The organism is Hyphococcus luteus, from assembly GCF_002943565.1.
GTDB lineage: Bacteria > Pseudomonadota > Alphaproteobacteria > Caulobacterales > Parvularculaceae > Hyphococcus > Hyphococcus luteus.
The window spans coordinates 23,768-45,070 of sequence record NZ_PJCH01000015.1 but is presented as its reverse complement, the minus strand read 5'-3'; the positions used below and the strand labels follow the sequence as shown (position 1 = coordinate 45,070).

Here is a 21,303-nt window from a genome sequence, read left to right as displayed (position 1 = left end):
CTTATTCGCCTCCGGGCGCGCATTGCGTCGCGCCGACTAAGTGCAATATAAAGCGCGTATCGCGCAGGCGCACCGTCGCATTCGATCAGTCGATCTCTCCTTTATAGCGCGTGAGCGAAAAAAAACCATGAGACGCCTGACTGTTCTGTTTGTCATTCTTGCAAATTGCTCAAGCGCGGCGGCGCATTTCGACTCGACGCCGCACCATCATCCGGGCGATCTCATCCTTCTTGGGCTGGCGCCGATTATTATCGGCCTTGCTTATCTATTGTGGCGGCGTGTGAAATAATCGCACACGGAGTGTCTTGTCTTCGACACAATGCGAACTCATGCCCGTAAAGCCTTGTTCTTGGCCCCAGCATTCCTCGCCATAATTTTTCGCTAGGCTGCCCTGAACCTGGACGCGTCGCCCGAAAGCTTTTCCGTTCCCACAATCTAGTTAGGGCCCTCGCCCAGGGGGCTCCTATGCGCTGGGCTGGGCGCTGCCGGGCGTTAGGAGAATCGAACATCTCGGCGGAATGCGCCGCGCATACGCCGGAATGTCGTTTTCGGCCGGGACGGTCATTGATTTTCCGCCATCCATGCTCAATAATGACCGACCAGTCGGTCATTATTGAGGTTGCGCCATGGCCCGCGTCGTCGATCGGGAAGCCAAACGCATTCAGATCCTCGAAGCCGCGTCCAGTTGCTTCGCTGAGGCCGGTTACGACGCCACCTCCATGGACGACGTCGCCGCTGCGGCGGGCGTCAGCAAAGGGTCGCTCTACGATTATTTCAAAAACAAGGAGGACCTCTTTTACGGGGTCTTCGAATGGTTCCTCGGCTCGCTGGTGGGCGACGGCGCCCAGCGTATGGAAGAGGAGACGAGCGCTTACGCCCGGCTTTTCGCCTTCGCCGAAACTTCCGTGAATGCGCTGATCGACCACATTGCGCTTTATCCGGTCACGCTCGAAGTCTGGGCCGCGGCCGCGAAGGCCGGCACGCGCGAGCGCTTCTCGGCGGTGATGCGCGAGCTATATGTCGCTTACCGGGCCGAAGTGACGGCGATCATCGACTCCGGCCAGAAAGCCGGAGAAATCAGACGAGAGGTCGACGCCGAAGCGGTGGCGGCCATGCTGGTCGGCGCGATCGACGGGCTCTTTCTCCAATACTGGCTCGACCGGAGCTTCGACCCGCGTCGATATGTCGAGCGCTTTCTAAGCTCCCTTTTCGAAGGCCTTGCTGCAGCGAAAGGATAAACGCCATGCGCATTCTTGCTTTCATCTGCATATTGTCCCTTTTCTCCACCGCGGTTCGCGCGCAGGAGGCCGACGCCGACGCACTGTTGCGCGCCGCCTTCGACAACTGGCGCGCAAAGAGTTCGGACAGTGAGGTCACCATGACCGTTCACCGGCCCGACTGGGAACGGTCGATGAGCATGAAGGCCTGGACGCAAGGCGACGATTTCGCGCTGGTGCGCTTCACTGCGCCGGCGAAAGACGCCGGCAACGCCACGCTGAAAACCGATAAGGGGACATGGATCTACAATCCCAAGCTCAATCAGGTGATCAAGCTGCCCGCCAGCATGCTGGCGCAGAGCTGGATGGGCTCTGATTTTTCCTACAACGATCTCTCCAAAGCCGACGACATTCTGACCGAATACACGCATAAGCTCGTCAAAACCGAAGAAACCGGCGGCGACAAGATCTACACAATCGAGGCGATCCCAAAACCCGATGCGCCGGTCGTCTGGGGAAAGCTCGTCGTCAAGGTGCGCGAAGACGGCGTGATGCTCGCCGAGACTTATTACGATCAGGACATGAAAGTCGTTCGTGAAATGACGACGGAGAAGGTCGGCGAGGTTGGCGGGCGCGACTATCCTCTCGTCATGGTCATGCGGCCTGCGGATGAGCCGGAAAAATGGACGCGCATTGAAACGTCTTCCGCCGATTTCAATATCGACTTGCCGTCATATCTGTTCACCTTGTCGAACCTCCAGAATCCGAGGCGCTGACTGATGCTCTTTGCGCTGGCATGGAGAAACATCTGGCGTCAGCCGCGTCGAACGGCGCTGAGCCTCATATCGATCGTGCTTGCAAGCGCCATCACGATATTTCTCCTCGCATTGCAGCAGGGAAGCTACAGCGCGATGAAAGAGAATGTGCTCAGTCTTCTTGACGGCTTCGCGCAGGTTCAGCCCGAAGGCTATGCGGACGACCCCTCCCTCAGAAAGGCGATCGACGAGCCGGACGCGCTGGCCGCGCGCCTTGAGACGCTGGAGGCGGTCACCGCCGCTGCGCCGCGCGCGTTGACTTACGTCATTCTCTCCAACGGGCCGCGCAGTTATGGAAGCGCCGTCATCGGCGTCGATCCGTCTATAGAGACAAAGGTCTCAACCCTCGACGCATCGATCAAGGAGGGACGGTATCTCAAACCCGGCGACGACGGCGTGACGGTGATCGGCGCCGGTCTTGCGCGAAACCTGAAACTGAAGGTCGGCGACGAACTGACCATGCTGGGCGCGGCCCGCGACGGGTCGGTCGCCGCCGATATCGTGACCGTCGTCGGCGTGTTCGCGACGGGCGCGCCGGAAATCGACCGGCAGGTGATCGAAACCCCGATTTCGCGCTTCCAGTCGATTTTCGCGATGGAGGGCGAGGCGAATATGATCGCGGTGAAAGGGCGCCGGCTTGCGGATATCCAGAACGCGCTACCGGAGCTGCGCACAATCGCCGAAGAAGAGGGGCTCGTCCTCCGCAACTGGACCGAGCTCGAGCCGGCGCTCCACGACGTCATCATGCTCGACGCCAGTTTTTCCGTGCTCCTCTATGTGAGCCTCGTCGTCGTCGTCGTTTTCATCATTCTCAACACGCTCCTTATGTCCGTGCTCGAGCGGACGCGCGAATTCGGCATGCTGATGGCGATCGGCATGCGGCCTTCCGAGATCGGCGCCATGGTCTGGCTGGAGCTATTGTTTCTCGCCGGCATAGGGGCGGGGCTCGGCATAGCGTTCGGGGCGGGGATCACCGCCTGGGTCGAGGGGCGCGGCCTCGTCTTTTCCGGCGCCGAGGCGCTTTTCAGCCAATGGAACATGCCGTCGACCCTTTATCCCGATCTCAACTGGACGACGGCGCTCGCCGGCCCGCTGGCGATCGCCTGTTCGATCGGCCTCGCCGGACTCGTTCCCTATGCGCGGGTGCGCCGGCTTGAACCGGTTTCAGCGATGAGGGCCGCCTGATGGAGAAACTTGAACTCCTTCTGCCGCTCGCATGGCGCAGTCTCTGGCGCAATCCGCGGCGCACGATTATCACTGTGCTGGTCGTCAGCGTCGGGTTGTGGTCGATCCTCGTCTTCGCCGTCCTGCTCGAAGCCTGGTCCGCGAGCAGCCGCGACACGACCCAGAAGATGATGACCGGCGAGGGCCAGATCCACGCCGCCGGCTATCTCGACGATCCGACCATCGCCAACCGGATGGCGCCGCTTGAAGGCGCGCTCGCCGATATTCTAAAATCGGACGCCGTCAAAGCCTATGCGGAGCGCGTGCGTGTCGCGGCGATCATGCAAAGCGAATACCGGACGCTGCCGATCACGCTGACGGGCGTTGCGCCGGCGAAAGAGCGCGCGGTGTCCGTCCTGCCCGACAAGGTTTCGAAAGGCCGCTATCTCGAAAACGCCGAAGACGACGGGATCGTCATCGGCCGCAATCTCGCGAGCCGCCTTAAGACCCGCGTCGGCAAGCGCGTCGTGGTGCTCGTTCAGGATACGAAGGGCGAGCTCGCCGAGCGCGCCTTCAAAGTCGTCGGCGTCTACGCCGCGTCACAACAGATCGAGGACGAATTTGTCTTCACCGGGCTCGATCCGGCGCAAAAGCTCATCGGCGCGGGAAGCGGCATATCCGAAATCGTGTTCGACTCCTCGGATGCTGAGGCGTTGCCGTCGCTTGTCGACAAGCTCAGGGCGGCGGCGCCGGCGCTCGACGTCCAGTCGTGGGAGACGCTGAAGCCGCTCGCTTACGCGGTCAGCACGTTTTTCAACGAATTCATCATGATGTGGCTTGGGGTGATGTTTGCCATGATGGCCATCGGCATCGTCAACACGCAATTGATGGCCGTCTTTGAAAGAACGCGCGAATTCGGCCTGTTTCAGGCGCTCGGCATGCGCCCGCGGCTTGTACTGATGGAAGTCGCGCTTGAATCGACCATGTTGATCGGCATCGGCGTCGTCATTGGCGCCGCGTTCGCCGTGCTCAGCGTCATGGCTTTTCCGGGCGGACTGGACCTCGGTTTTCTCGGGCGCGGCGCGGAGCTCGTCGGCGCCGGACGGGTGCTATATCTCTCGATCGATATAAGCGATTTTGTCCGGTACAGCTTCATCATCTGGGCGCTCGGGGTTTGCGCCTCGCTATGGCCGGCCTGGCGCGCGGCGCATGTCAGCCCTGTCATGGCGATGGCGCGCGCGTAACAAGAAGGAGGCGTTATGAGTGTAATCGTCGAATGCCAGGGCGTCGCCAAGAAATACCGGCAGGGGCAGATTGATGTTCCCGCTCTGCGCGGCCTTGACCTCGCGCTCGAGGAGGGTGATTTCGCCTCGCTCGCGGGCCCGTCCGGTTCGGGCAAGACAACGCTGCTCAATATTCTCGGCGGGCTTGACCGGCCGAGCGAGGGCGAGGTTCGCGTCGACGGCGTCGCGATCACGAGTCTCGGAAACAATGCGCTCGCCGATCTTAGACTGCGCAAGATAGGGTTTATCTTTCAGGCCTATAATCTTATCCCGGTGCTTTCGGCGGCGGAGAATGTCGAATTCATCCTGCAACTGATGAAAACGCCGCATAAGGAGCGCCGGGCGAGGGCGGTGGAGATGCTGAAGGCGGTGGCGCTCGAAGGGCTCGAAAAGCGCCGCCCGTCGCAGCTTTCGGGCGGCCAGCAGCAGCGCGTCGCCGTCGCCCGCGCGCTCGCGAGCCGGCCGGCGATCGTGCTCGCCGATGAACCGACCGCCAATCTCGATACGAAAACAGCCGAAGACCTCATCACCTTGATGTCGGATCTCAACAAGAGCTCCGGGGTCACCTTCCTAATGGCGACCCACGACCAGCGCGTCATCGCCCGCACGCGCCGGCATATCGTCATCACCGACGGGCGCGTTTCCTCCGATGAACGCCGCGACGGCGCGGCGGCCTGACCAAGGGTGCGCGCGCTCGCCGCCATAATCCTTGCTACGGCGTTCGCGGGAGTCGGCGCCCCCGTCTCGGCGGAGCCCGTGCACGGCCGGATTCTTTTGCAGGACGTTTATGCGAGCGAAAGCAAGGACAGCCTGTCGGCGAGTCTGGGCTCGGAGAGCCGCAACGATGTTCTCGGCGATGCGCGGCTGACATGGGCCCCGCGCGCAGGTGCATGGAGTTTCGATCTGGCTTATCAGGCGGGCTTCGACGCGGGCGATGCGCCGGGCCTTGCGGCGGATGAAGATGCGCTCGGCCTTTTTCCGGCTGCGCCGCCGCTCACCTGGTGGGATCTTGACGACACGCTCGCGGACGGGCGCCGGCTTTCGGCTTTCCACAAGATCGATCGGCTTTCTGTCAGCTATACGGGCCCGCATCTTGTCGTCAGGGCGGGGCGGCAGGCGCTCACCTGGGGGGCGGGATTCGTCTTCCATCCGATGGACCTTTTCGATCCGTTTTCGCCGGAGGCGACGGACACGGAATACAAGCCCGGCGCGGACATGCTTTACGGGCAATATCTTTTTGACGACGGCTCGGATCTGCAGGCCGTCATTGTTCCAAGACCGGAGCGCCGCGGCGGGCCGCTGACCTCGCAGGCGAGTTCCTTCGCCCTCCATTACCGCAGGCGGGTCGGCTCGTTGCAGACGGCCATGCTCGTCGCACGCGATCACGGCGACACGGTCGCCGGGCTCGCCGTCGCCGGTTCGCTTGGCGGGGCGAGCTGGAACGCGGAAGTCATTCCGACTTTCGTAGACGGTCAGGAAACGGTGTCGGCGCTCGCTAATATTTCGAACGCACGCAAGATCGCTGGACGCGACGTCACCTATTTCGCCGAATATTACCGGAACGGCTTTGGCCTGCCGGAGAAGCGTTATTCTCTCGACGCGCTCCCGGTCGATCTCGTCGACCGCCTCTTGCGCGGGCAGGTCTTCGACACGGGGCGCGATTATTTCGCCGCCGGGGCGCAGCTGCAGGCGAGCCCGCTGCTCGAAATCAGCCCGACCCTGATCGCCAACCTCAACGATGCGAGCTTTTACGCCCTTATCCAGGCGACCTATTCATTGAACGAAAACCTCACACTTGTCGCCGGCGCGCAATTGCCTATCGGGCCCGTGAACACCGAATTCGGCGGCGTTGCGCTCACCGCCGGCGCGAATGTCTATTTCGAGCAGCCGAAAAAACTCTATATCCAGCTTCGCCAGTATTTTTAGGAAAGCGCGGAAGGGCGTCGAAAAGGCTGTTTCAACGATCTAGGCGCAACGGGTCAGCTTCCTTATTTGCAGCAGCCTGCGTCGAAATCCCTATCGGCGCCAAGTGGGGCGAATTTGTGCAGATACGCATAGATGTGCATAAGGTCGTCTTTGCTTTGATGTCCGAAAAGAAAAAATGCAAGAAAATCAAACGCATAAGTTCTGCGTCGCGCCGTTGATGGACGGCACGGACCGCCATTGCCGGTATTTTCACCGGCTGATGACGAAGCGCGCGCGGCTTTATACGGAGATGATCACTGTGGATGCGGCCATTCACGGCGACCGGGACTATCTGCTCGGCTTCGACCCCGCCGAGCATCCTGTCGCCCTGCAGCTCGGCGGCTCGGACCCTGAAAAACTCGCCGAAGCGGCGCGGATCGGCGGGGGGGTTGGCTATGATGAAATCAACCTGAATGTCGGCTGTCCGTCGGACCGGGTGCAGTCGGGCGCTTTCGGGGCGTGTCTCATGAAAGAGCCCGATCTCGTCGCCGGCTGCGTCGCGGCGATGAAGGCGGCGGTAAAAATTTCCGTAACTGTCAAATGCCGCATCGGCGTAGACGATCAGGACCCGGAGGAAAGTCTTTTTGGCTTTGTCGAAAAAGTCGCCGGCGCCGGCTGCAAGGTTTTTATTGTCCATGCGCGCAAGGCCTGGCTCGAAGGGCTGTCGCCGAAAGACAATCGCACCATCCCGCCGCTCGATTACGATCTTGTCCGGCGCCTGAAAGCCGCGCGGCCGGACCTGACGATTGTTCTAAATGGCGGCATCGAGACTATGAACGATGCGGCCGCGCTCGCCGAAGACTTCGACGGCGTCATGCTCGGCCGCGCCGCCTATGGCGCGCCTTATCTGTTGGCGTCGGTGGATGAGCTGATCTTCGACGAGACCGCGCCGGCGCTGTCGCGCGAAGATGTGGTGCGGGCGATGTCGGCCTATGTGAAGCGGGAGTTCGACAAGGGCGTCAGGCCCCATTCCATCACGCGCCACATGCTCGGGCTTTATCACGGCGCGCCGGGGGCGCGGGCCTGGCGTCGGTTCCTGTCCGAAAACGCCAGCATGGGCTCGGCGAATATTCTCGACGACGCGCTCGCCGCCATGCGAGCAAGAGAGCCCGCCTGATGGGGGCGGCGCTCGCCGAGCACTGGCCGCTGATCGCCGCGCTGCTCGGCGCAGGATTCATATCCGGTTTCGCCGGCGGGCTGTTCGGCATCGGCGGCGGCGTCATCACCACGCCCGCGCTTTACGCGATCTTCCACATGCTCGGCTATGGGGAGGCGCAGAGCCTTAAAACCGCCATCGGCACCTCGCTCGCCGTCATCATCGTCACGTCGATCCGCTCGCTCGCGACCCATCACCGCGCCGGCCATGTGGATATGGAGATGCTGCGCCAGTGGGGGCCGTGGATCGCAGGCGGCGCCGGGATGGGCGGGGCGCTCGCCCACTGGGCGTCGGCGGAGCTTCTCACCATCGTTTTCGCCGGCGGCGCGCTTTATGTCGGCTATCGCCGGATTTTCGCGAAGGAGCGCGGCCACGCCCATCCCGTCAATCTTCACCGCAAGCGCCTGAAAATCCCGCTCGGCTTCGGCACCGGTTTTTTTTCCAGCCTCATGGGAATCGGCGGCGGGGCCATGGGCGTCATGGTGATGACGCTGGCCGGGCGGACCATGCATCAGGCGATTGCGACCTCCGCCGGTTTCGGCGTTTCCGTGGCTGTGCCTGGCGTCATCGGCTTTGTTTTGTCGGGGCTGGCGGCGGCGGGATTGCCTGCGGGCTCACTCGGCTATGTGAATCTGCCGGCTTTTGCGGCCATGGCCCTGATGGCGGGGATCGCCGCGCCATTAGGTGCGAAAGCCGCCCATCAGCTCGATAGCGGCCTCCTTTCTAAAGGGTTCGGGCTCTATGTGCTGCTCGCCGCCGGGACGCTCGCCTGGGATGTTTTCACCTCTTAAGCGAACAGACCGGCGTATTTTTTGTGCAGCGCGGCGAGTTTTCTGTCGTCATCCCCGGCGCATGCCCCTAAGGTGGCCGTTTAATCCAAACGGGGGCGCGTCCGGGAGGGAACATGGCGGCAGTCGAAACCATTATTTCCGGGGTGGGGTCTTATCTGCCCGAGCGGGTGGTCACCAATGACGACCTCGCCAAGATCGTCGACACTTCTGATGAATGGATCCAGAGTCGCAGCGGCATCGCCCAGCGCCATTTCGCCGCCGACGACGAAGCCGCCTCAGATTTGGCGACCGCCGCCGCCTGGAGCGCCCTCGATCAGGCGGGGCTGAAACCCCGCGACATCGATCTCATCATCGTCGCCACGGTGACGCCGGACAGAACCTTTCCCTCCGTTGCGGTCTATGTGCAGGACAAGATCGGCGCGCCGCCGGGCATCGCCTTCGACGTGTCCGCCGCTTGCGCGGGCTTTCTTTACGCCGTCAACATCGCCCATGATTTCATCCAGATGGGGAAGGTGAAACACGCCCTCATCATCGGCGCGGAGAAGTTGTCCTGTTTTCTCGACTGGGAGGACCGGGCGACCTGCGTTCTGTTTGGCGACGGCGCCGGGGCGGTGGTGCTCTCCGGCGAAGCGCCGCAGACCGCGCGCGAACCGCGTGGCGTTCTCGCCACTTATCTCTCCTCCGACGGCCGGCTGGCGAAACATCTTTACGCCGATGGCGGACCGTCGACGACAGGCACGGTCGGCAAGGTGCGCATGAACGGCAAGGAAGTCTTCCGCAACGCGGTGGAACAGATTTCAAACGCCGTCTTCGAGGTGACCGAGCTCGCGAAAGTGAGCCGGCATGAAATCGATTGGTTCGTTCCCCATCAGGCGAATATCCGGATCATTGAATCCTGCGGCAAGAAACTTGAACTCGACGACAGCAAGGTGATCGTCACCATCGACAAGCACGCCAACACCTCGTCCGCCTCGATCCCGCTGGCGCTCGACGCCGGGATTCGCGACGGGCGCATCAAACGTGGTCAGTTGCTTGTCTTCGCTGCGCTCGGCGGCGGGCTCGCCTGGGGCTCGGCGCTGGCGCGCTACTGATTTTCGGCAGCTTATTCAGCGGGTGCGATCGACGGCGCTTTTGCTTCTTTCGTGCGGATCAGCGGCCATAAAAGCTGCTCGCCGGCGCTGGTGTCTGGCAGGTTTTCGACGCCAAACAGCTCGGGATAGCGGCGCGTGATTTTCGCCGTCCCGAAGAGGACGTCCCAGAAGAACAGAAGATTGCCGTAATTGCCCTTGTAGTTCGTCACACCGTCGGCCTGGTGCTTGCCATGATGGGCGCTGTGGGTCGCCGGCGTGGAGATCAGACGCTCGACGACCCACATCACTGGGGAGAGCCATTTTACCTTGTAAAGTTGCTCGTCCCAGCGAACGTCGGAATGGGCTCCGACAATCACCGCCATTTTGACGACGATGTAGCCTGCATAGATCCAGCCAAGCCCGAGATAGACAAGGGCGCCGGAGAACCACAGGCCGGGCATGAGAAGGTAGTAGAAAATGTTGTTGCGATAGACGACGCGGATCGACAGATATTCGCCATTGTGATGCGGGCGGTGCAGCTTGTAGAGCCAGGGCAGGCTGTGCGAGGCGCGGTGCCACCAATATTGCATCATGTCGTCGAAGATCAGGAACAGCGCGATCCCGGCGATGACCGGAATATGCGCGAGAGAGTCTTGTGCGCCCGGCGCGATGAAATGCGCCACCGTCGCGCCCCCGAGCAGCGCCAGCGGCTGCGTCACTAAGATTAATGTCAGGATGCTGACGGATTCGACGATCACGTCCTGGCGCGTCTGGCCCGGCTTGCGGAAAAAGTTGGTGTAGATGATTTCCAGCATGGCGAAGGTCGCCAGAATGCCGAGGATGGCGATCATTTCCGGTTTCATGTGGTGCGCTCCCTGTTTCTCCCGCGCGCCGGTTTTTCGGCGTCTTGCCTCTTGATTACCATTGGCGGGCGGGTCAGAATGCTAAAAATTTAGCATTTTGAATATATGGCGGATTTGCTCGATTTCGACAGCCGGCCGCTTCTTTCCCTCTTGCCGGAAGGGCTGGCGGCGCGGCTCAGCGCGGCGGCGACGCCGGTCGACTACGACGACGGCGAGACCATCCATTCGCGCGGCGATGACAAGCCGGGGCTTTCCATCATCCAGTCGGGCGCGGTGCGTTTCGCCATTCCGGGGGCGGACGGGTCTTATATCACGACCTCGATCCTCGGGCCCGGCCATTGTTTCGGCGAAGCGATCCTGTTCGCGCATCTGCCGCGCGCTTATGACGCCATTGCGGTGGGCGAAACCAGAGTGGAGCAGATCTCCAAGCCCCGCTTCGACCGGATTTTCGATGAAGAGCCGGCGCTGGCGCGGCTCATGCTCGAAGCGACCACCCAGCGGCTTTATGCGGTGCTTGAGTTTTTAGACGATGTCCGGCGGCTGCCTTTGCTCGTGCGGACTGCAAAAATGATCGCCGGCATGGCCCGTTCCGCCAAAAACGCCGAAGAAGTGGAATGCAGCCAGTCCGATCTCGCCTTCACCCTCGGCGTCTCTCGGGTCTCCATCGGCAAGGCGCTGTCGGGACTGCAAGACGAGAGGCTGATCGTTCTCGGTTACGGCCGCATCGGCGTTCCCGACCGGGCGGCGCTTGACCAATGGATCGCCGATCGCACGCCTTTGCAGGCCCTTAAACGCGGCGAATAGCCCTAACTTTTGCGAGTGGCCTTGCGGGCGGCGCGCGCTATGGTGCCGCCGTTTTCGTAAGGATGCGATCCGTTTCATGTTTGTCGAACGCCGCTCATCGACCGAAGGCCGCGCCATGACGCGCGGCAATGCGGCTGTGCGGCTGTTCCTTTTTGCGGCGTTCCTTGCGGCGGCGCTGCGCGCCGTCGTGCCGGCCGGCTATATGTTCGGCGCCGATCCCGAGACGGGCCGCATCGCGATCACCATCTGCACAGGGTCGGGAGACGGCGTTTATGCCGCTTATCTTGACCCCGAAACCGGCGACATCACCGATCATGACGGCGCGCCGGCGCCGGCGAGCAATGACGCCGGCCAGTGCCCGTTTGCATCGTTCAGCCTGCATTACACGCCGGGCGGACAAGCCGTCGACCTCGTCGTTGCAACCTTTTATGCACGTTTCGACGGCTGGCGCGTTTCATCGCAGGACCATTACAGCCAAAGCGCGTCCGCGCCGCCGCCGTCCCGCGCGCCTCCCTTCCGCGCCTGATCACCCGACTTTTTGTTTTTAGATCAGACTGGCGCTCCCGCCATGCTGCGGGCGCGCGACGGAGTGCATTGATGAAACCCTCTCTTTTACTGTCCGCGAGTCTCGCGGGCGCGCTGGCCCATGGAGCGGCGGCTTACGCGCAAACCTCTTCTTCCGCCCTCGAAGACGTCATTGTGGTGACGGGCAAATCCCGCAGTCGCATGACGGTCAACGAAACCGCCCCGGACTTCACGCCGGACGCAGGCCCCGATGCGGCGGGCATTATCGCGCGCCTGCCGGGCGCCGCGGCGATCGACAACGGCGCGCTCTCGGGCCAGGTGCAGTATCGAGGCCTTTACGGCGACCGGCTTAATATCCGGGTTGACGGCCAGAATTTCGCATCGGGCGGGCCGAATATGATGGATCCGCCGCTGCATTACGCGCCGGCGCCGCTGGTCGGCCTGATCGTCGTCGACCGCGGCGTCAGCCCGGTGCGCAACGGACCGGGCCTTGCCGGCGGCGTCAACGCCGAATTCAAGCGCATCGATTTCACCGACAGTTCCGAGGCGAGGCTCGGCTACGACGTCACTGCATTGGGCCGCACGGTCGGCGAAAGCTACGCCGTCGGCGGGGTCGCGGGCGCGTCGAACGAAACCTATCGCGTCAACATCCTTGGCTCTTACGAAAAGGGCGATGACGTGCAGTTTCCCGGCGGCGTTATCGGATCGTCTTCGCACAAGCGCGCGGTCTATGGCGCATCGGCCGGAGTCAAACTCGGCGATCAGGAATTCGGGATCGACCTGCGCCGGCAGAAAACCGGGCCCACCGGAAACCCGCCGTTCCCTATGGACATTCGCTTCTTCGAAACGGACTTCGCGCGCGCGACATGGAACGGCGATCTCGGCGGGATCAAAATCGAAAGCGCGTTCTCCATCGCCGATGTGGATCACGCCATGAACAATTTCGATCTGCGTCCGACGCCGCCCGACCCGATGCGCTATCGCGAAACCCTGGCGGCGGCGCGCACGCTTCACGGGAAGCTCGCCTTCGTCGTTCCGGCCGCAGGCGGCGATCTCAGACTCGGTGTCGACATGGAAGACGCCGACAAGGATGTGACCATCACCAATCCGAACAATGCGAATTTCTTCATCAATTCGCTTCCTGATGTTCAGATGCAGCGCAAGGGCGTCTTTGCGGAATGGACCGGGGCGTCCGGCTGGCTCAACGCCGAGCTCGGGGTTCGGGCCGACAGGCACGATGCGAGCGCCGGCGAAGCGAGTCTCGGCCCGGCTTTGCCGATGATGCCGGCCATGCTCGCCAATGCCTTCAACGCTGCTGACCGCAACTGGGAGAAGACAACGGTCGACGGCGTCATGCGGTTGTGGACCGAAGAAGCGCACGGCGTTTCTTGGCGCTTCACGCTCGCCCGCAAGGCCCGCGCGCCGGGTTATGTAGAGCGCTTTTCCTGGCTGCCGACGCCGGCGAGCGGCGGGCTCGCCGACGGCAATGTCTATGTGGGCGATCTCGGCCTTAAAGCGGAGACAGCCTGGATCACGGAAGCCGGCGCCGATCTGCGCGGCGAACGCTTTTATCTGAGGCCCACGGTCTTTTACCGCCGCATCGACTATTATGTTCAGGGCGTTCCTCTCGATGACACGGTCGGCGTCATTGACACGCCCCAAGAGATGGTCGCTTCCATGAACGGCGATGCAACGCCTTTGCGTTTTGCCAATGTGGATGCGGAGCTTTACGGCGTCGACATGGATGGCGGGGTCGTGCTCACCGATCATTTCCGTCTCGACGGCGTGGTTTCCTATGTGCGCGGCAAACGCCGGGACATTGACGACAATCTCTACCGCATCGCGCCGCCGCACGCGTCGCTGGCGGCGACTTACGAACAGGCGATCTGGTCTGTCAGCGCCGAAACCGTACTGATCGCGGATCAGAACAAGGTCTCGGCGACGAACAGCGAACAGGCGACGGACGGCTATGCGCTCCTCAATCTCACCGGCGAGATCGACCTCGCTGACGGGGTTTCGCTTTCCGCCGGCGTCACCAATCTTTTCGACAAGGACTATCGCCAGCATCTCGCCGGCTATAACCGCGTCGCAGGCTCGGACGTCGCCATCGGCGAGCGCATTCCGGGCAATGGCCGGGGCGCCTTTGTGCGCATTCACATGACGCGCTGAAAACAGGGAAGACCGGCCGGCATGAGACCGGCCGGTCTTCCAGTCGCCCATGTGACGTTTTGTCTTCCAATCCCACCGCAGGAATCACACGCGTCAGCCGTTAAAAGCTCTGTGCTGACGTTTAATATGGCGGAGACGGAAAATGGGTGAAACTGAGTTGCAGAAACAACAAAAACCGGTCCGGCGCGCCGGCGGCTATTTGTTCATCCCGAAAAACCTGCAAACGAAAACGGTTCTCACCTGGCTACGGCGCGGTCACGCTTGGACCGGCTTTTACGGCGCTCTGTTCTTTTTCTGCCTGGGGCTCACCGGCTTTTATCTCAATCACCGGACTGCGGTGATGCATATCGAAGGCGGCGTCGTGCGGGAAGTCGCCTCGCTGAGCGTGCCGGTCGATCCCGGACTAATCGCCGGCGAGGCGGATCTGGTCGCATGGATGCAGCGCGAGTTTTCGATCGGCGCGGAACCGTCCCGCGGCCGGGGCCGTCCCGCCGGTCCCGTCTCTTTTGGCGGCCGCCAGGCGGAGCAGCCGGCGACGCACAGCGTGACGTTTCGCGGGCCGAATGCGACGATCACCGGCGAGTATGAGGTCGGCGCAAACCGGGTGAAAGTGACGCGCAGCAACGCCAGCCTGCTCAAAGGACTGATCGACCTTCACAAGGTCGCCGGCGTGGGCAAGCTCTTTATCCTGATCATGGATACAATGGCGGGCGCCATGGTGTTTATGAGTCTGTCTGGAATTCTTCTATGGACGCGCTTGCACGGGCCGCGGCTGGCGGCGGTCGGCATTCTCGCTGCGGTTGCAGCGGCGACAGCGGTCGCGCTTTCGGGAACCTGGATCGTCTGGGCGGCGCCGTAAGCGCGGCAGGGACGCGGGACAGCACAAGGTTGTCCGCGTTTTCAGGGCGCAGCCTTTGCGCATAAAGAGTCAGGGTTGCGGCGTTGTTCCCCGTCGCAACCTATGTCGAAAATATACAAGACGGCTTCCCCGGTTAATGCGAGCATTGTTTTATGTGCGGGGCCCAGTGAAAGCTTGCGCGCCTGACGGCTGGCGAGCTGACAGGCTTCTTAAGCCCCGCTTGTAGCGTAATTGAGCAAAAGGGGTTTTTGCGTGAAAATTTCAACATTTTGTCTGGTGGGGGCGCTTGGCGTCGCCGCTCTTAGCGGCGCTGCGCATGCGTCGATCGTTGAGTTGAAGATGACGACGTCGATCAACGGGACGACGCATACGACGGTTCATCCTTACATGGCGCCGGGCGACACGGCGATGCTCACCGTGCGTTACGACACAGAGGCGGGGAGCCCGGAAGCGTTCGGCGGCGGCACCCTCTACAAAAACGCCGTCACCTATTTCGGCTTCGCGCTGGAACGGGGCGGCGTCGAGACCTATAGCGGTTCGGTCTCCGGTAATTTCGGTCAGATTCAGGTCGCCAACGGCGGAGCGTATGACAACATGGCTTTCCGCATATTCGACGATCAGGTCAATTATCCGAGCGGCACGCGCAACGGAACGATCCCTGCTGGGGACATTACGCCGTTTCTTGACACCGGGGATCCCGTCTATGGCGATTTGTTCTTCCGGGATTTCCGCATGCATTTTACAATGGTCGACAATACGGTGATTGACTCGGAAGCGTTGCCGACGGCGGCGGATCTTGTTGTTGCGGGCGGCGGTTCCCCTTTTGGGCCGCGCATCGGCAATACGGCCTGGAGTGGTTTCTGGGAGTTTGAAAACCGGCTGCAAGTGCTGGGCGGGTTGGGGTCATTTGGACCGGGAGCGCCTCGCGATGGCGATGATTATCAGATTGATTTCAGCGTGCGCGAATATACTGGCGACAGCGTGTCCGAAGTGCCGCTGCCGGCGGCGCTGCCGCTTTTCGGCTTCGGTCTCGCCGGGCTTGGCGCGGCTTTGCGCCGCCGCAAGACGAAGGCTTAGGCGTTTCACAAGAGGGAGCAACGGCGGCCGGCATTTCTTGCCGGTCGCTTTTTTTCTGCGCAGGCGCGCCGATTGTTGTGACTTCGGCGGTTTAGCGCTATCCGGTGGCCCCGCCGAAGGCGCGAATGCGAGGTCCGTCCATGAGCGATGATGCGTTGAATGCACGTCTTGAAAAACTTGAAGAACGCTCCGCCTTTCAGGAGCAGACGATCGAAGATCTCTCCCAGGCGGTGACCGAGCAGTGGAAGCTGCTGGAAAGCTTCAAGCGGGAGGTTTCGCGTCTCAATGATGAATTGAAAGCCGTGGAAGACAATTTTTCCCGGGGCGGCGAACGCGAGCCGCCGCCGCCGCATTACTAGATCTTCTGATTATATTCGCCGACTTCCGGGTGCTTTTTCAATTCGGCGTCCATCTCTTCGAACATCTTTTTCATGTTCTCCTCGGATGTCGGGCTTTCGATCACGACGACGAGTTCGGGCTTGTTGGATGAGGCGCGGATAAGTCCCCAGGTGCCGTCCTCCGCCGTGATCCGCACGCCGTTCACGGTGACGACATCCCGGATTTTCTGGCCGATGATCGTCCCGCCGGATTTGGCGCGCTCTTCGAAGGCCTTCACCACTTTGTCGACGACGTCATATTTCTTTTCGTCGTCGCAATGAGGCGACATGGTCGGCGACGACCATGTCATGGGCAGCGACTTGCGCAAATCCGAAAGCTTTTTGTCCGGGTTGCGGTCGAGCATCTGGAGGAGGGCGATGGCGGCGACGAGGCCGTCGTCATAACCGCGCCCGATGGGCGCATTGAAGAAGAAGTGGCCTGATTTCTCAAACCCCGCGAGCGCGTTCAGTTCGTGGCTCTTGCGCTTGATATAGGAATGGCCGGTTTTCCAGTAGACGGTCTTGGCGCCGTTCTCCTGCAGCACCGGATCGGTGACAAAAAGGCCCGTCGATTTCACGTCGACAACGAATTGCGCGCCCGGATGCAGGGAAGAGAGGTCGCGGGCGAGAAGCACGCCGATCTTGTCGGCGAAGATCTCTTCTCCCTCGTCGTCGACAACGCCGCAGCGGTCGCCGTCGCCGTCGAAGCCGAGCGCGACGTCGGCGCCTTGTTCTCTTACCGTTTTCTGCATGGCGTGCAGCATCTGCATGTCTTCCGGGTTCGGATTGTAATGCGGAAAGGTATGGTCGAGCTCGGCGTCCATGGGGATCACCTCAAGCCCCATGCGTTCGAGCGTTTCCGGCGCAAAGGCGCCCGCCGTGCCGTTGCCGCAGGCGGCGATGACTTTCATCTTGCGCGTGAAGGAAACATTGTCGGCGAGATCGGCGATGTAACGCTCGCGCATGCCTTCGACATATTTATAGGCGCCGCCGGGGCAGGGTTTGTATTCGCCTTTCAGGACGATTTCCTTCAGCCGGCCCATTTCATCGGGGCCGAAGGTGAGGGGGCGCGCCGCGCCCATCTTGACGCCGGTCCAGCCATTTTCATTGTGGCTCGCCGTCACCATGGCGACGCAAGGGATGTCGAGATCGAATTGCGCGAAATAAGCGACCGGCGAGAGGGCGAGGCCGATATCGTTCACTTCGACGCCGGCGCTCATCAGGCCGACGATCAGCGCTTGCTTGATGGAGGCCGAATAGCTGCGGAAATCATGCCCGATGACGATGCGGGGCTCCTTGCCCATTTCGCGGATCAGCGTGCCGAGTCCCATGCCGAGCGCCTGAACGCCGAGCAGGTTGATCTCCTTTTCGAACAGCCAGCGGGCGTCATATTCGCGAAAGCCCGTGGGCTTGACGAGCGGCGTCACCTCATAGGCGAAAGTGTTGGCTTTAAGGTCGGCGCGCGGCGCAGGCAGCATGTGATGTCCCCGGATAACGATGATTTGCAGCGCACCATAATAAGCCCGGCGCGCCGCGCAAGCTATAAAGAAGATTAACAGAATCAGTGACAAACGGGTCATGCTTGCGCATAGTTTCTCGTGTCATAAAAGGGTCGCGAGGACGTGGGGGCGGCGAAAGTCGAGGGGTCTGCGGGAATTTATGGATTTGCCATTTGAGCTGGCCGATGTGGGGCTGCGCGGCCAGAGCGCGATGGGCCTCGTGGTTTTCATCTTCATCGCCTGGCTGTTCTCCAGCCAGAAGCTGCGGTTCCCGTTTTTCGCCGCCCTGTGGACTGTCGGCGCGCAAATCCTGATCGCGATTTTCCTGCTTTATCAGCCATGGGCCCGGCAAGGTCTCCAGTCGCTGCAAGTCGTCGTGGAGGTCCTGCAGGCGGCGACGCGGGAGGGGACGACCTTCGTTTTCGGTTATCTCGGCGGCGGCGAGGCGCCCTTCGAGGTGGTGAATGAAGGCGCCATGTTCAGTTTCGCCTTCGGCGCCCTGCCGCTGGTGATTTTCTTTTCCGGCCTTTCCGCCGTGATGTGGCATTGGGGCGTGTTGAAGCTCTTCGTGCGCGGTTTCGCCTTTCTGCTCGAGAAAGTCTTCCGGGTCGGCGGCGCGGTGGCCCTCTCTTCGGCGGCGAACACCTTTCTCGGCCAGACCGAAGCGCCGCTGTTGATCCGCCCCTATCTGTCGAAAATTTCGCGGCCTGAAATGCTGATCGTCATCACCGGCGGCTTCGCCACGGTCGCGGGCTCCGTCATGGCGGTGTTTGCGACCATCCTCTCGAATGTCGATCCGTCGATCCTGGGGCATATCATCGTCGCCTCGATCATTTCCGTGCCCGCCGCGATCTTGATGGCGCAGGTGATGATGCCGGAGGAAAAGGGCGTGACGCCGACGCCGGTCGAGGCGGCCGACGATTTCGGTTATGGCGGCACCATGGACGCTTTCATGCGTGGCGTCACAGACGGGCTCGGGCTTTATCTCAACATTATCGCCTCGCTCATCGCCTTTATCGCGGCGGTGGCCTTGATCAATATGATGCTCGCCGCCGGGCCGGATGTCGCCGGCGCGCCGCTCACGCTGGAGCGCATTCTGGGATACATGTTCGCGCCTTTCATGTGGCTGGCGGGCGTGCCCTGGTCGGAAGCGGAGGCGGCGGGCGAGTTCATGGGACTTAAAACCGCGCTCAATGAATTCGTCGCTTATCTGCGCCTTGCGGAAGTGGAGCCGGGGACCTTCAGTGAACGGTCGATCCTCATTGTCGTCTATTCGCTTTGCGGGTTCGCGAACTTTTCGAGCCTCGGGATCGTCATCGGCGGGCTGACGGCGCTGGCGCCGGACCGCCGCAAGGACGTCATCGACCTTGCGCCGCGCGCGCTCATCGCCGGCACGCTCGCAACGCTGATGACCGGCGCGGTCATCGGTCTCATCTGGGTTGGATAAAAAGAAGCAGCAAGCAGAGGGCCAGAAAATGTTAAAACGGATCATGATTGCAGGCGCGGCGGGGCTGGCGCTTTGCGGCGCGGCGCAGGCGCAAACGACCGTCGTCAAGGCGGCGCGCTATCTCGACGTCTCTTCCGGCCGCTATGTGACGCCCGCCGTGATCGTCGTCGAGGACGGCAAGATCGCGGCGATCAATCCTGACGCGGCGCCTGAGGGAGACATGGTCGATCTGGGCGACATGACCCTGTTGCCGGGGCTCATGGATGCGCACACGCATCTTTCTTATGAAATCGAGCCCGGCTTCGAGACGGCGGAAGTCCGGTTCACGACCGGCGATTACGCCTTTCGCGCCGCTGAAAACGCCAGGAAGACGTTGCTCGCAGGATTCACCACGGTGCGCGAGGTCGGCGCGCCCGGTTTCGTCGATGTCGCTCTTTCCAAGGCGGTCGAGGCCGGCCGGGTCGACGGTCCGCATGTGATCCCGTCCGGCGTCGCCCTCGGCATCACCGGCGGACACTGCGACACGACGGGCTTTGGCCCGGGCATTCTCGAACGTGACGAAACCGAGGGCGTCGCCGACGGCGCGGCCGAATTCGTGAAAGCCGTGCGCTACCAAATCAAGCATGGGGCGAAGGCGATCAAGGTCTGCGCGACGGCGGGGGTTTTGTCTTTTGAGGACTCTGTCGGCGCTCAACAAATGACCTTCGAGGAAATGAAAGCGGTCGCTGACGAGGCGCACCGCCATGGGCTTAAAGTCGCCGCGCACGCCCACGGCACAGAAGGAATCATCGCCGCGTCAGAGGCCGGCATCGATTCCATCGAGCACGGATCGGTGATCACCGAAAAAGCGGCGAACATCCTGAAGAAGAACGGCACCTGGCTCGACTCGACGCTTTATCTCGCCCAGACCATCAATTGGGATGCGCTGCCGCCGCCGCTCGTCGCGAAAGGCCGCGAGGTCATGCCGCTTGCAGACGAGAGCTTCAAACTGGCCTTGCGCAAGGGCGTGAAAATGGCGTTGGGCACGGATGCAGGCGTCTATCCGCACGGTCAGAACGCCGGTGAACTGGTCCGGCGCGTAGAACTCGGGCAGTCCACGATCGACGCGATCCGCAGCGCTACAATTAACGATGCTGAGCTTTTCGGATTTGATGATCGCGGGCGCATAGCGCCGGGCCTTCTCGCCGACATCATCGCTGTCGACGGCGATCCGCTTGCTGACATTTCCGAGCTGACGGATGTCGGTTTTGTGATGAAAGCCGGCGAGATCTATAAAGCGCCCGGGGAATAGGCCGGAGAAACAGCGCGATGAGCCGGAGCGTCAAAAAAGGCGGATGTCATTGCGGCGCCGTGACCTGGGAGGCGGCGCTTCCAGACGAGATCGTCGCCGACGAATGCAACTGCTCGATCTGTCAGATGATCGGCTTTTTGCATGTCATTGCGCCGCGCTCGAAATTCCGGCTTTTGACCGGCGAGGACAAGCTGACGGAATATCTGTTCAACACCGGCGTTGCAAAACACTGGTTCTGCAAAATTTGCGGCGTGAAGTCGTTTTATATTCCGCGCTCGAACCCGGACGGTTATGCGCTCAATCTGCGCTGCATGGACCGTGAGCAGTTTGCGAAAGTCACGATCCAGCCTTTTGACGGCCAGCATTGGGAAGAACACGCCGGCAGGCTTGCCCATTTGTCGAAAGAGTAGGGCGCTTACTGGTCCGCCAGCAGAGCCTGGTATTGCGCCGCCTCTTCTTTCGGCATCGATGGCAGCATGGCGCGGATCGTATAGCCGCCGTGAATCTTGCCGTTTTGCACATACATCCAGTCGCTGATCTCATCGGCCGTAAAGGCGTAAGGCTCGCCGAGACTGACTTTTTCAACGACAGCGGCTTCGTTGTTGATGACGCCTGTAAATCCGTCATCGGTTTTTGAAAAAGGCGTCACCCAGAAATGTTCGACGCCGTTCTTGTCTTCGACTTTCACCTTCAGCGCATAGGCTTCCGTGCCGGGCTGGGGATCGGCCGCCTTGGCGAAAAACTGAGGCAGGCTCGCCCGCGCTTCTTTCATCGCCGCATTGACGGCCGCATCATTCGTCGCCACCTCAACGGTGCGGTCTTTCACTTGGGCTTGACCGCAGCCGGCAAGCAGAAGGGTCAGGAACAGGATTGTCATCAGTCTCATGGCGCACGCCCCTTGATCGCGAAGGGCGACGATAGAAGCGCGCAT

The 21,303-nt window shown here is 61.6% G+C and carries 22 protein-coding genes; 19 read left to right on the top strand and 3 right to left on the bottom strand.

Annotated elements, in window-relative coordinates; translation table 11 throughout:
* Window positions 1-127: 127 nt before the first annotated feature.
* From CW354_RS23525 to CW354_RS16355, 10 genes are all read left to right on the top strand, one after another.
* Window positions 128-289 carry a hypothetical protein gene (locus tag CW354_RS23525; RefSeq protein ID WP_165793778.1) on the top strand — a complete coding sequence of 54 codons (162 nt, stop codon included), beginning with the start codon at window positions 128-130 and terminating at the stop codon, window positions 287-289.
* A gap of 337 nt (window positions 290-626) precedes the next feature.
* The gene (locus CW354_RS16395) at window positions 627-1,238 is read left to right on the top strand and encodes a TetR/AcrR family transcriptional regulator (protein ID WP_104831180.1); all 612 of its coding nucleotides are present in this window, start codon (window positions 627-629) and stop codon (window positions 1,236-1,238) included.
* 5 nt (window positions 1,239-1,243) lie between these two features.
* Window positions 1,244-1,993, top strand: a complete 750-nt coding sequence (locus CW354_RS16390; protein WP_104831179.1) for an outer membrane lipoprotein-sorting protein — start codon at window positions 1,244-1,246, stop codon at window positions 1,991-1,993.
* A gap of 3 nt (window positions 1,994-1,996) precedes the next feature.
* Window positions 1,997-3,217, top strand: coding sequence for an ABC transporter permease (locus CW354_RS16385; RefSeq protein WP_104831178.1), 1,221 nt, complete (start codon window positions 1,997-1,999; stop codon window positions 3,215-3,217).
* The gene (locus tag CW354_RS16380) at window positions 3,217-4,440 is read left to right on the top strand and encodes an ABC transporter permease (RefSeq protein ID WP_104831177.1); all 1,224 of its coding nucleotides are present in this window, start codon (window positions 3,217-3,219) and stop codon (window positions 4,438-4,440) included. Before CW354_RS16385 ends, CW354_RS16380 begins: the two co-directional genes overlap by 1 nt.
* 15 nt (window positions 4,441-4,455) lie before the next feature.
* Window positions 4,456-5,157, top strand: a complete 702-nt coding sequence (locus tag CW354_RS16375; RefSeq protein WP_104831176.1) for an ABC transporter ATP-binding protein — start codon at window positions 4,456-4,458, stop codon at window positions 5,155-5,157.
* 78 nt (window positions 5,158-5,235) lie between these two features.
* Window positions 5,236-6,405: a hypothetical protein gene (locus CW354_RS16370; protein WP_133162347.1), complete on the top strand. Its 1,170-nt coding sequence runs from the start codon at window positions 5,236-5,238 to the stop codon at window positions 6,403-6,405.
* A 175-nt stretch (window positions 6,406-6,580) separates the two neighbouring features.
* The gene (gene dusA / locus CW354_RS16365) at window positions 6,581-7,561 is read left to right on the top strand and encodes a tRNA dihydrouridine(20/20a) synthase DusA (protein ID WP_104831174.1); all 981 of its coding nucleotides are present in this window, start codon (window positions 6,581-6,583) and stop codon (window positions 7,559-7,561) included.
* Window positions 7,561-8,391 (top strand): sulfite exporter TauE/SafE family protein, encoded by an 831-nt coding sequence (locus CW354_RS16360; RefSeq protein WP_104831173.1) that lies wholly within the window; start codon window positions 7,561-7,563, stop codon window positions 8,389-8,391. Before dusA ends, CW354_RS16360 begins: the two co-directional genes overlap by 1 nt.
* A gap of 113 nt (window positions 8,392-8,504) precedes the next feature.
* Window positions 8,505-9,482, top strand: coding sequence for a beta-ketoacyl-ACP synthase III (locus CW354_RS16355; protein ID WP_104831172.1), 978 nt, complete (start codon window positions 8,505-8,507; stop codon window positions 9,480-9,482).
* 11 nt (window positions 9,483-9,493) lie between these two features.
* Here the strand turns inward: CW354_RS16355 and CW354_RS16350 are convergent, their stop codons facing one another.
* Window positions 9,494-10,324 (bottom strand): sterol desaturase family protein, encoded by an 831-nt coding sequence (locus tag CW354_RS16350; protein WP_104831171.1) that lies wholly within the window; start codon window positions 10,322-10,324, stop codon window positions 9,494-9,496.
* Window positions 10,325-10,429: 105 nt separating this feature from the next.
* Between CW354_RS16350 and CW354_RS16345 the strand changes: the two genes are divergently transcribed.
* The 6 genes from CW354_RS16345 (at window position 10,430) to CW354_RS16320 (ending at window position 16,117) form a co-directional block, all read left to right on the top strand.
* Window positions 10,430-11,128, top strand: a complete 699-nt coding sequence (locus tag CW354_RS16345; RefSeq protein WP_104831170.1) for a Crp/Fnr family transcriptional regulator — start codon at window positions 10,430-10,432, stop codon at window positions 11,126-11,128.
* Between the two features lie 76 nt (window positions 11,129-11,204).
* On the top strand, window positions 11,205-11,654 hold the full coding sequence (locus tag CW354_RS16340; protein WP_104831169.1) for a DUF2946 family protein: 450 nt from the start codon (window positions 11,205-11,207) through the stop codon (window positions 11,652-11,654).
* A gap of 71 nt (window positions 11,655-11,725) precedes the next feature.
* Window positions 11,726-13,822, top strand: coding sequence for a TonB-dependent receptor (locus CW354_RS16335; protein ID WP_104831168.1), 2,097 nt, complete (start codon window positions 11,726-11,728; stop codon window positions 13,820-13,822).
* A gap of 142 nt (window positions 13,823-13,964) precedes the next feature.
* On the top strand, window positions 13,965-14,681 hold the full coding sequence (locus tag CW354_RS16330) for a PepSY-associated TM helix domain-containing protein (RefSeq protein ID WP_104831167.1): 717 nt from the start codon (window positions 13,965-13,967) through the stop codon (window positions 14,679-14,681).
* A gap of 252 nt (window positions 14,682-14,933) precedes the next feature.
* A complete protein-coding gene (locus tag CW354_RS16325; RefSeq protein ID WP_133162346.1) occupies window positions 14,934-15,758 on the top strand; it encodes a VPLPA-CTERM sorting domain-containing protein in 825 nt (274 codons plus the stop codon).
* 140 nt (window positions 15,759-15,898) lie between these two features.
* Complete coding sequence (locus tag CW354_RS16320) at window positions 15,899-16,117, top strand: SlyX family protein (protein WP_104831165.1); 219 nt, start codon at window positions 15,899-15,901, stop codon at window positions 16,115-16,117.
* Here the strand turns inward: CW354_RS16320 and CW354_RS16315 are convergent.
* Complete coding sequence (locus CW354_RS16315) at window positions 16,114-17,613, bottom strand: phosphomannomutase/phosphoglucomutase (RefSeq protein WP_104831164.1); 1,500 nt, start codon at window positions 17,611-17,613, stop codon at window positions 16,114-16,116. The two genes, CW354_RS16320 and CW354_RS16315, sit on opposite strands and share 4 nt — an antisense overlap.
* Before the next feature lie 181 nt (window positions 17,614-17,794).
* Between CW354_RS16315 and CW354_RS16310 the strand changes: the two genes are divergently transcribed.
* Genes CW354_RS16310 through CW354_RS16300 form a run of 3 tightly spaced genes read left to right on the top strand, consistent with a single transcriptional unit; the run spans window position 17,795 to window position 20,782 of the window.
* On the top strand, window positions 17,795-19,081 hold the full coding sequence (locus CW354_RS16310; RefSeq protein WP_104831163.1) for a NupC/NupG family nucleoside CNT transporter: 1,287 nt from the start codon (window positions 17,795-17,797) through the stop codon (window positions 19,079-19,081).
* A gap of 28 nt (window positions 19,082-19,109) precedes the next feature.
* Complete coding sequence (locus CW354_RS16305; protein ID WP_207764860.1) at window positions 19,110-20,372, top strand: metal-dependent hydrolase family protein; 1,263 nt, start codon at window positions 19,110-19,112, stop codon at window positions 20,370-20,372.
* Window positions 20,373-20,389: 17 nt separating this feature from the next.
* A complete protein-coding gene (locus tag CW354_RS16300) occupies window positions 20,390-20,782 on the top strand; it encodes a GFA family protein (protein ID WP_104831162.1) in 393 nt (130 codons plus the stop codon).
* 5 nt (window positions 20,783-20,787) lie between these two features.
* Here the strand turns inward: CW354_RS16300 and CW354_RS16295 are convergent, their stop codons facing one another.
* Window positions 20,788-21,258 carry a YegJ family protein gene (locus tag CW354_RS16295; RefSeq protein WP_165793777.1) on the bottom strand — a complete coding sequence of 157 codons (471 nt, stop codon included), beginning with the start codon at window positions 21,256-21,258 and terminating at the stop codon, window positions 20,788-20,790.
* Window positions 21,259-21,303: the final 45 nt, after the last annotated feature.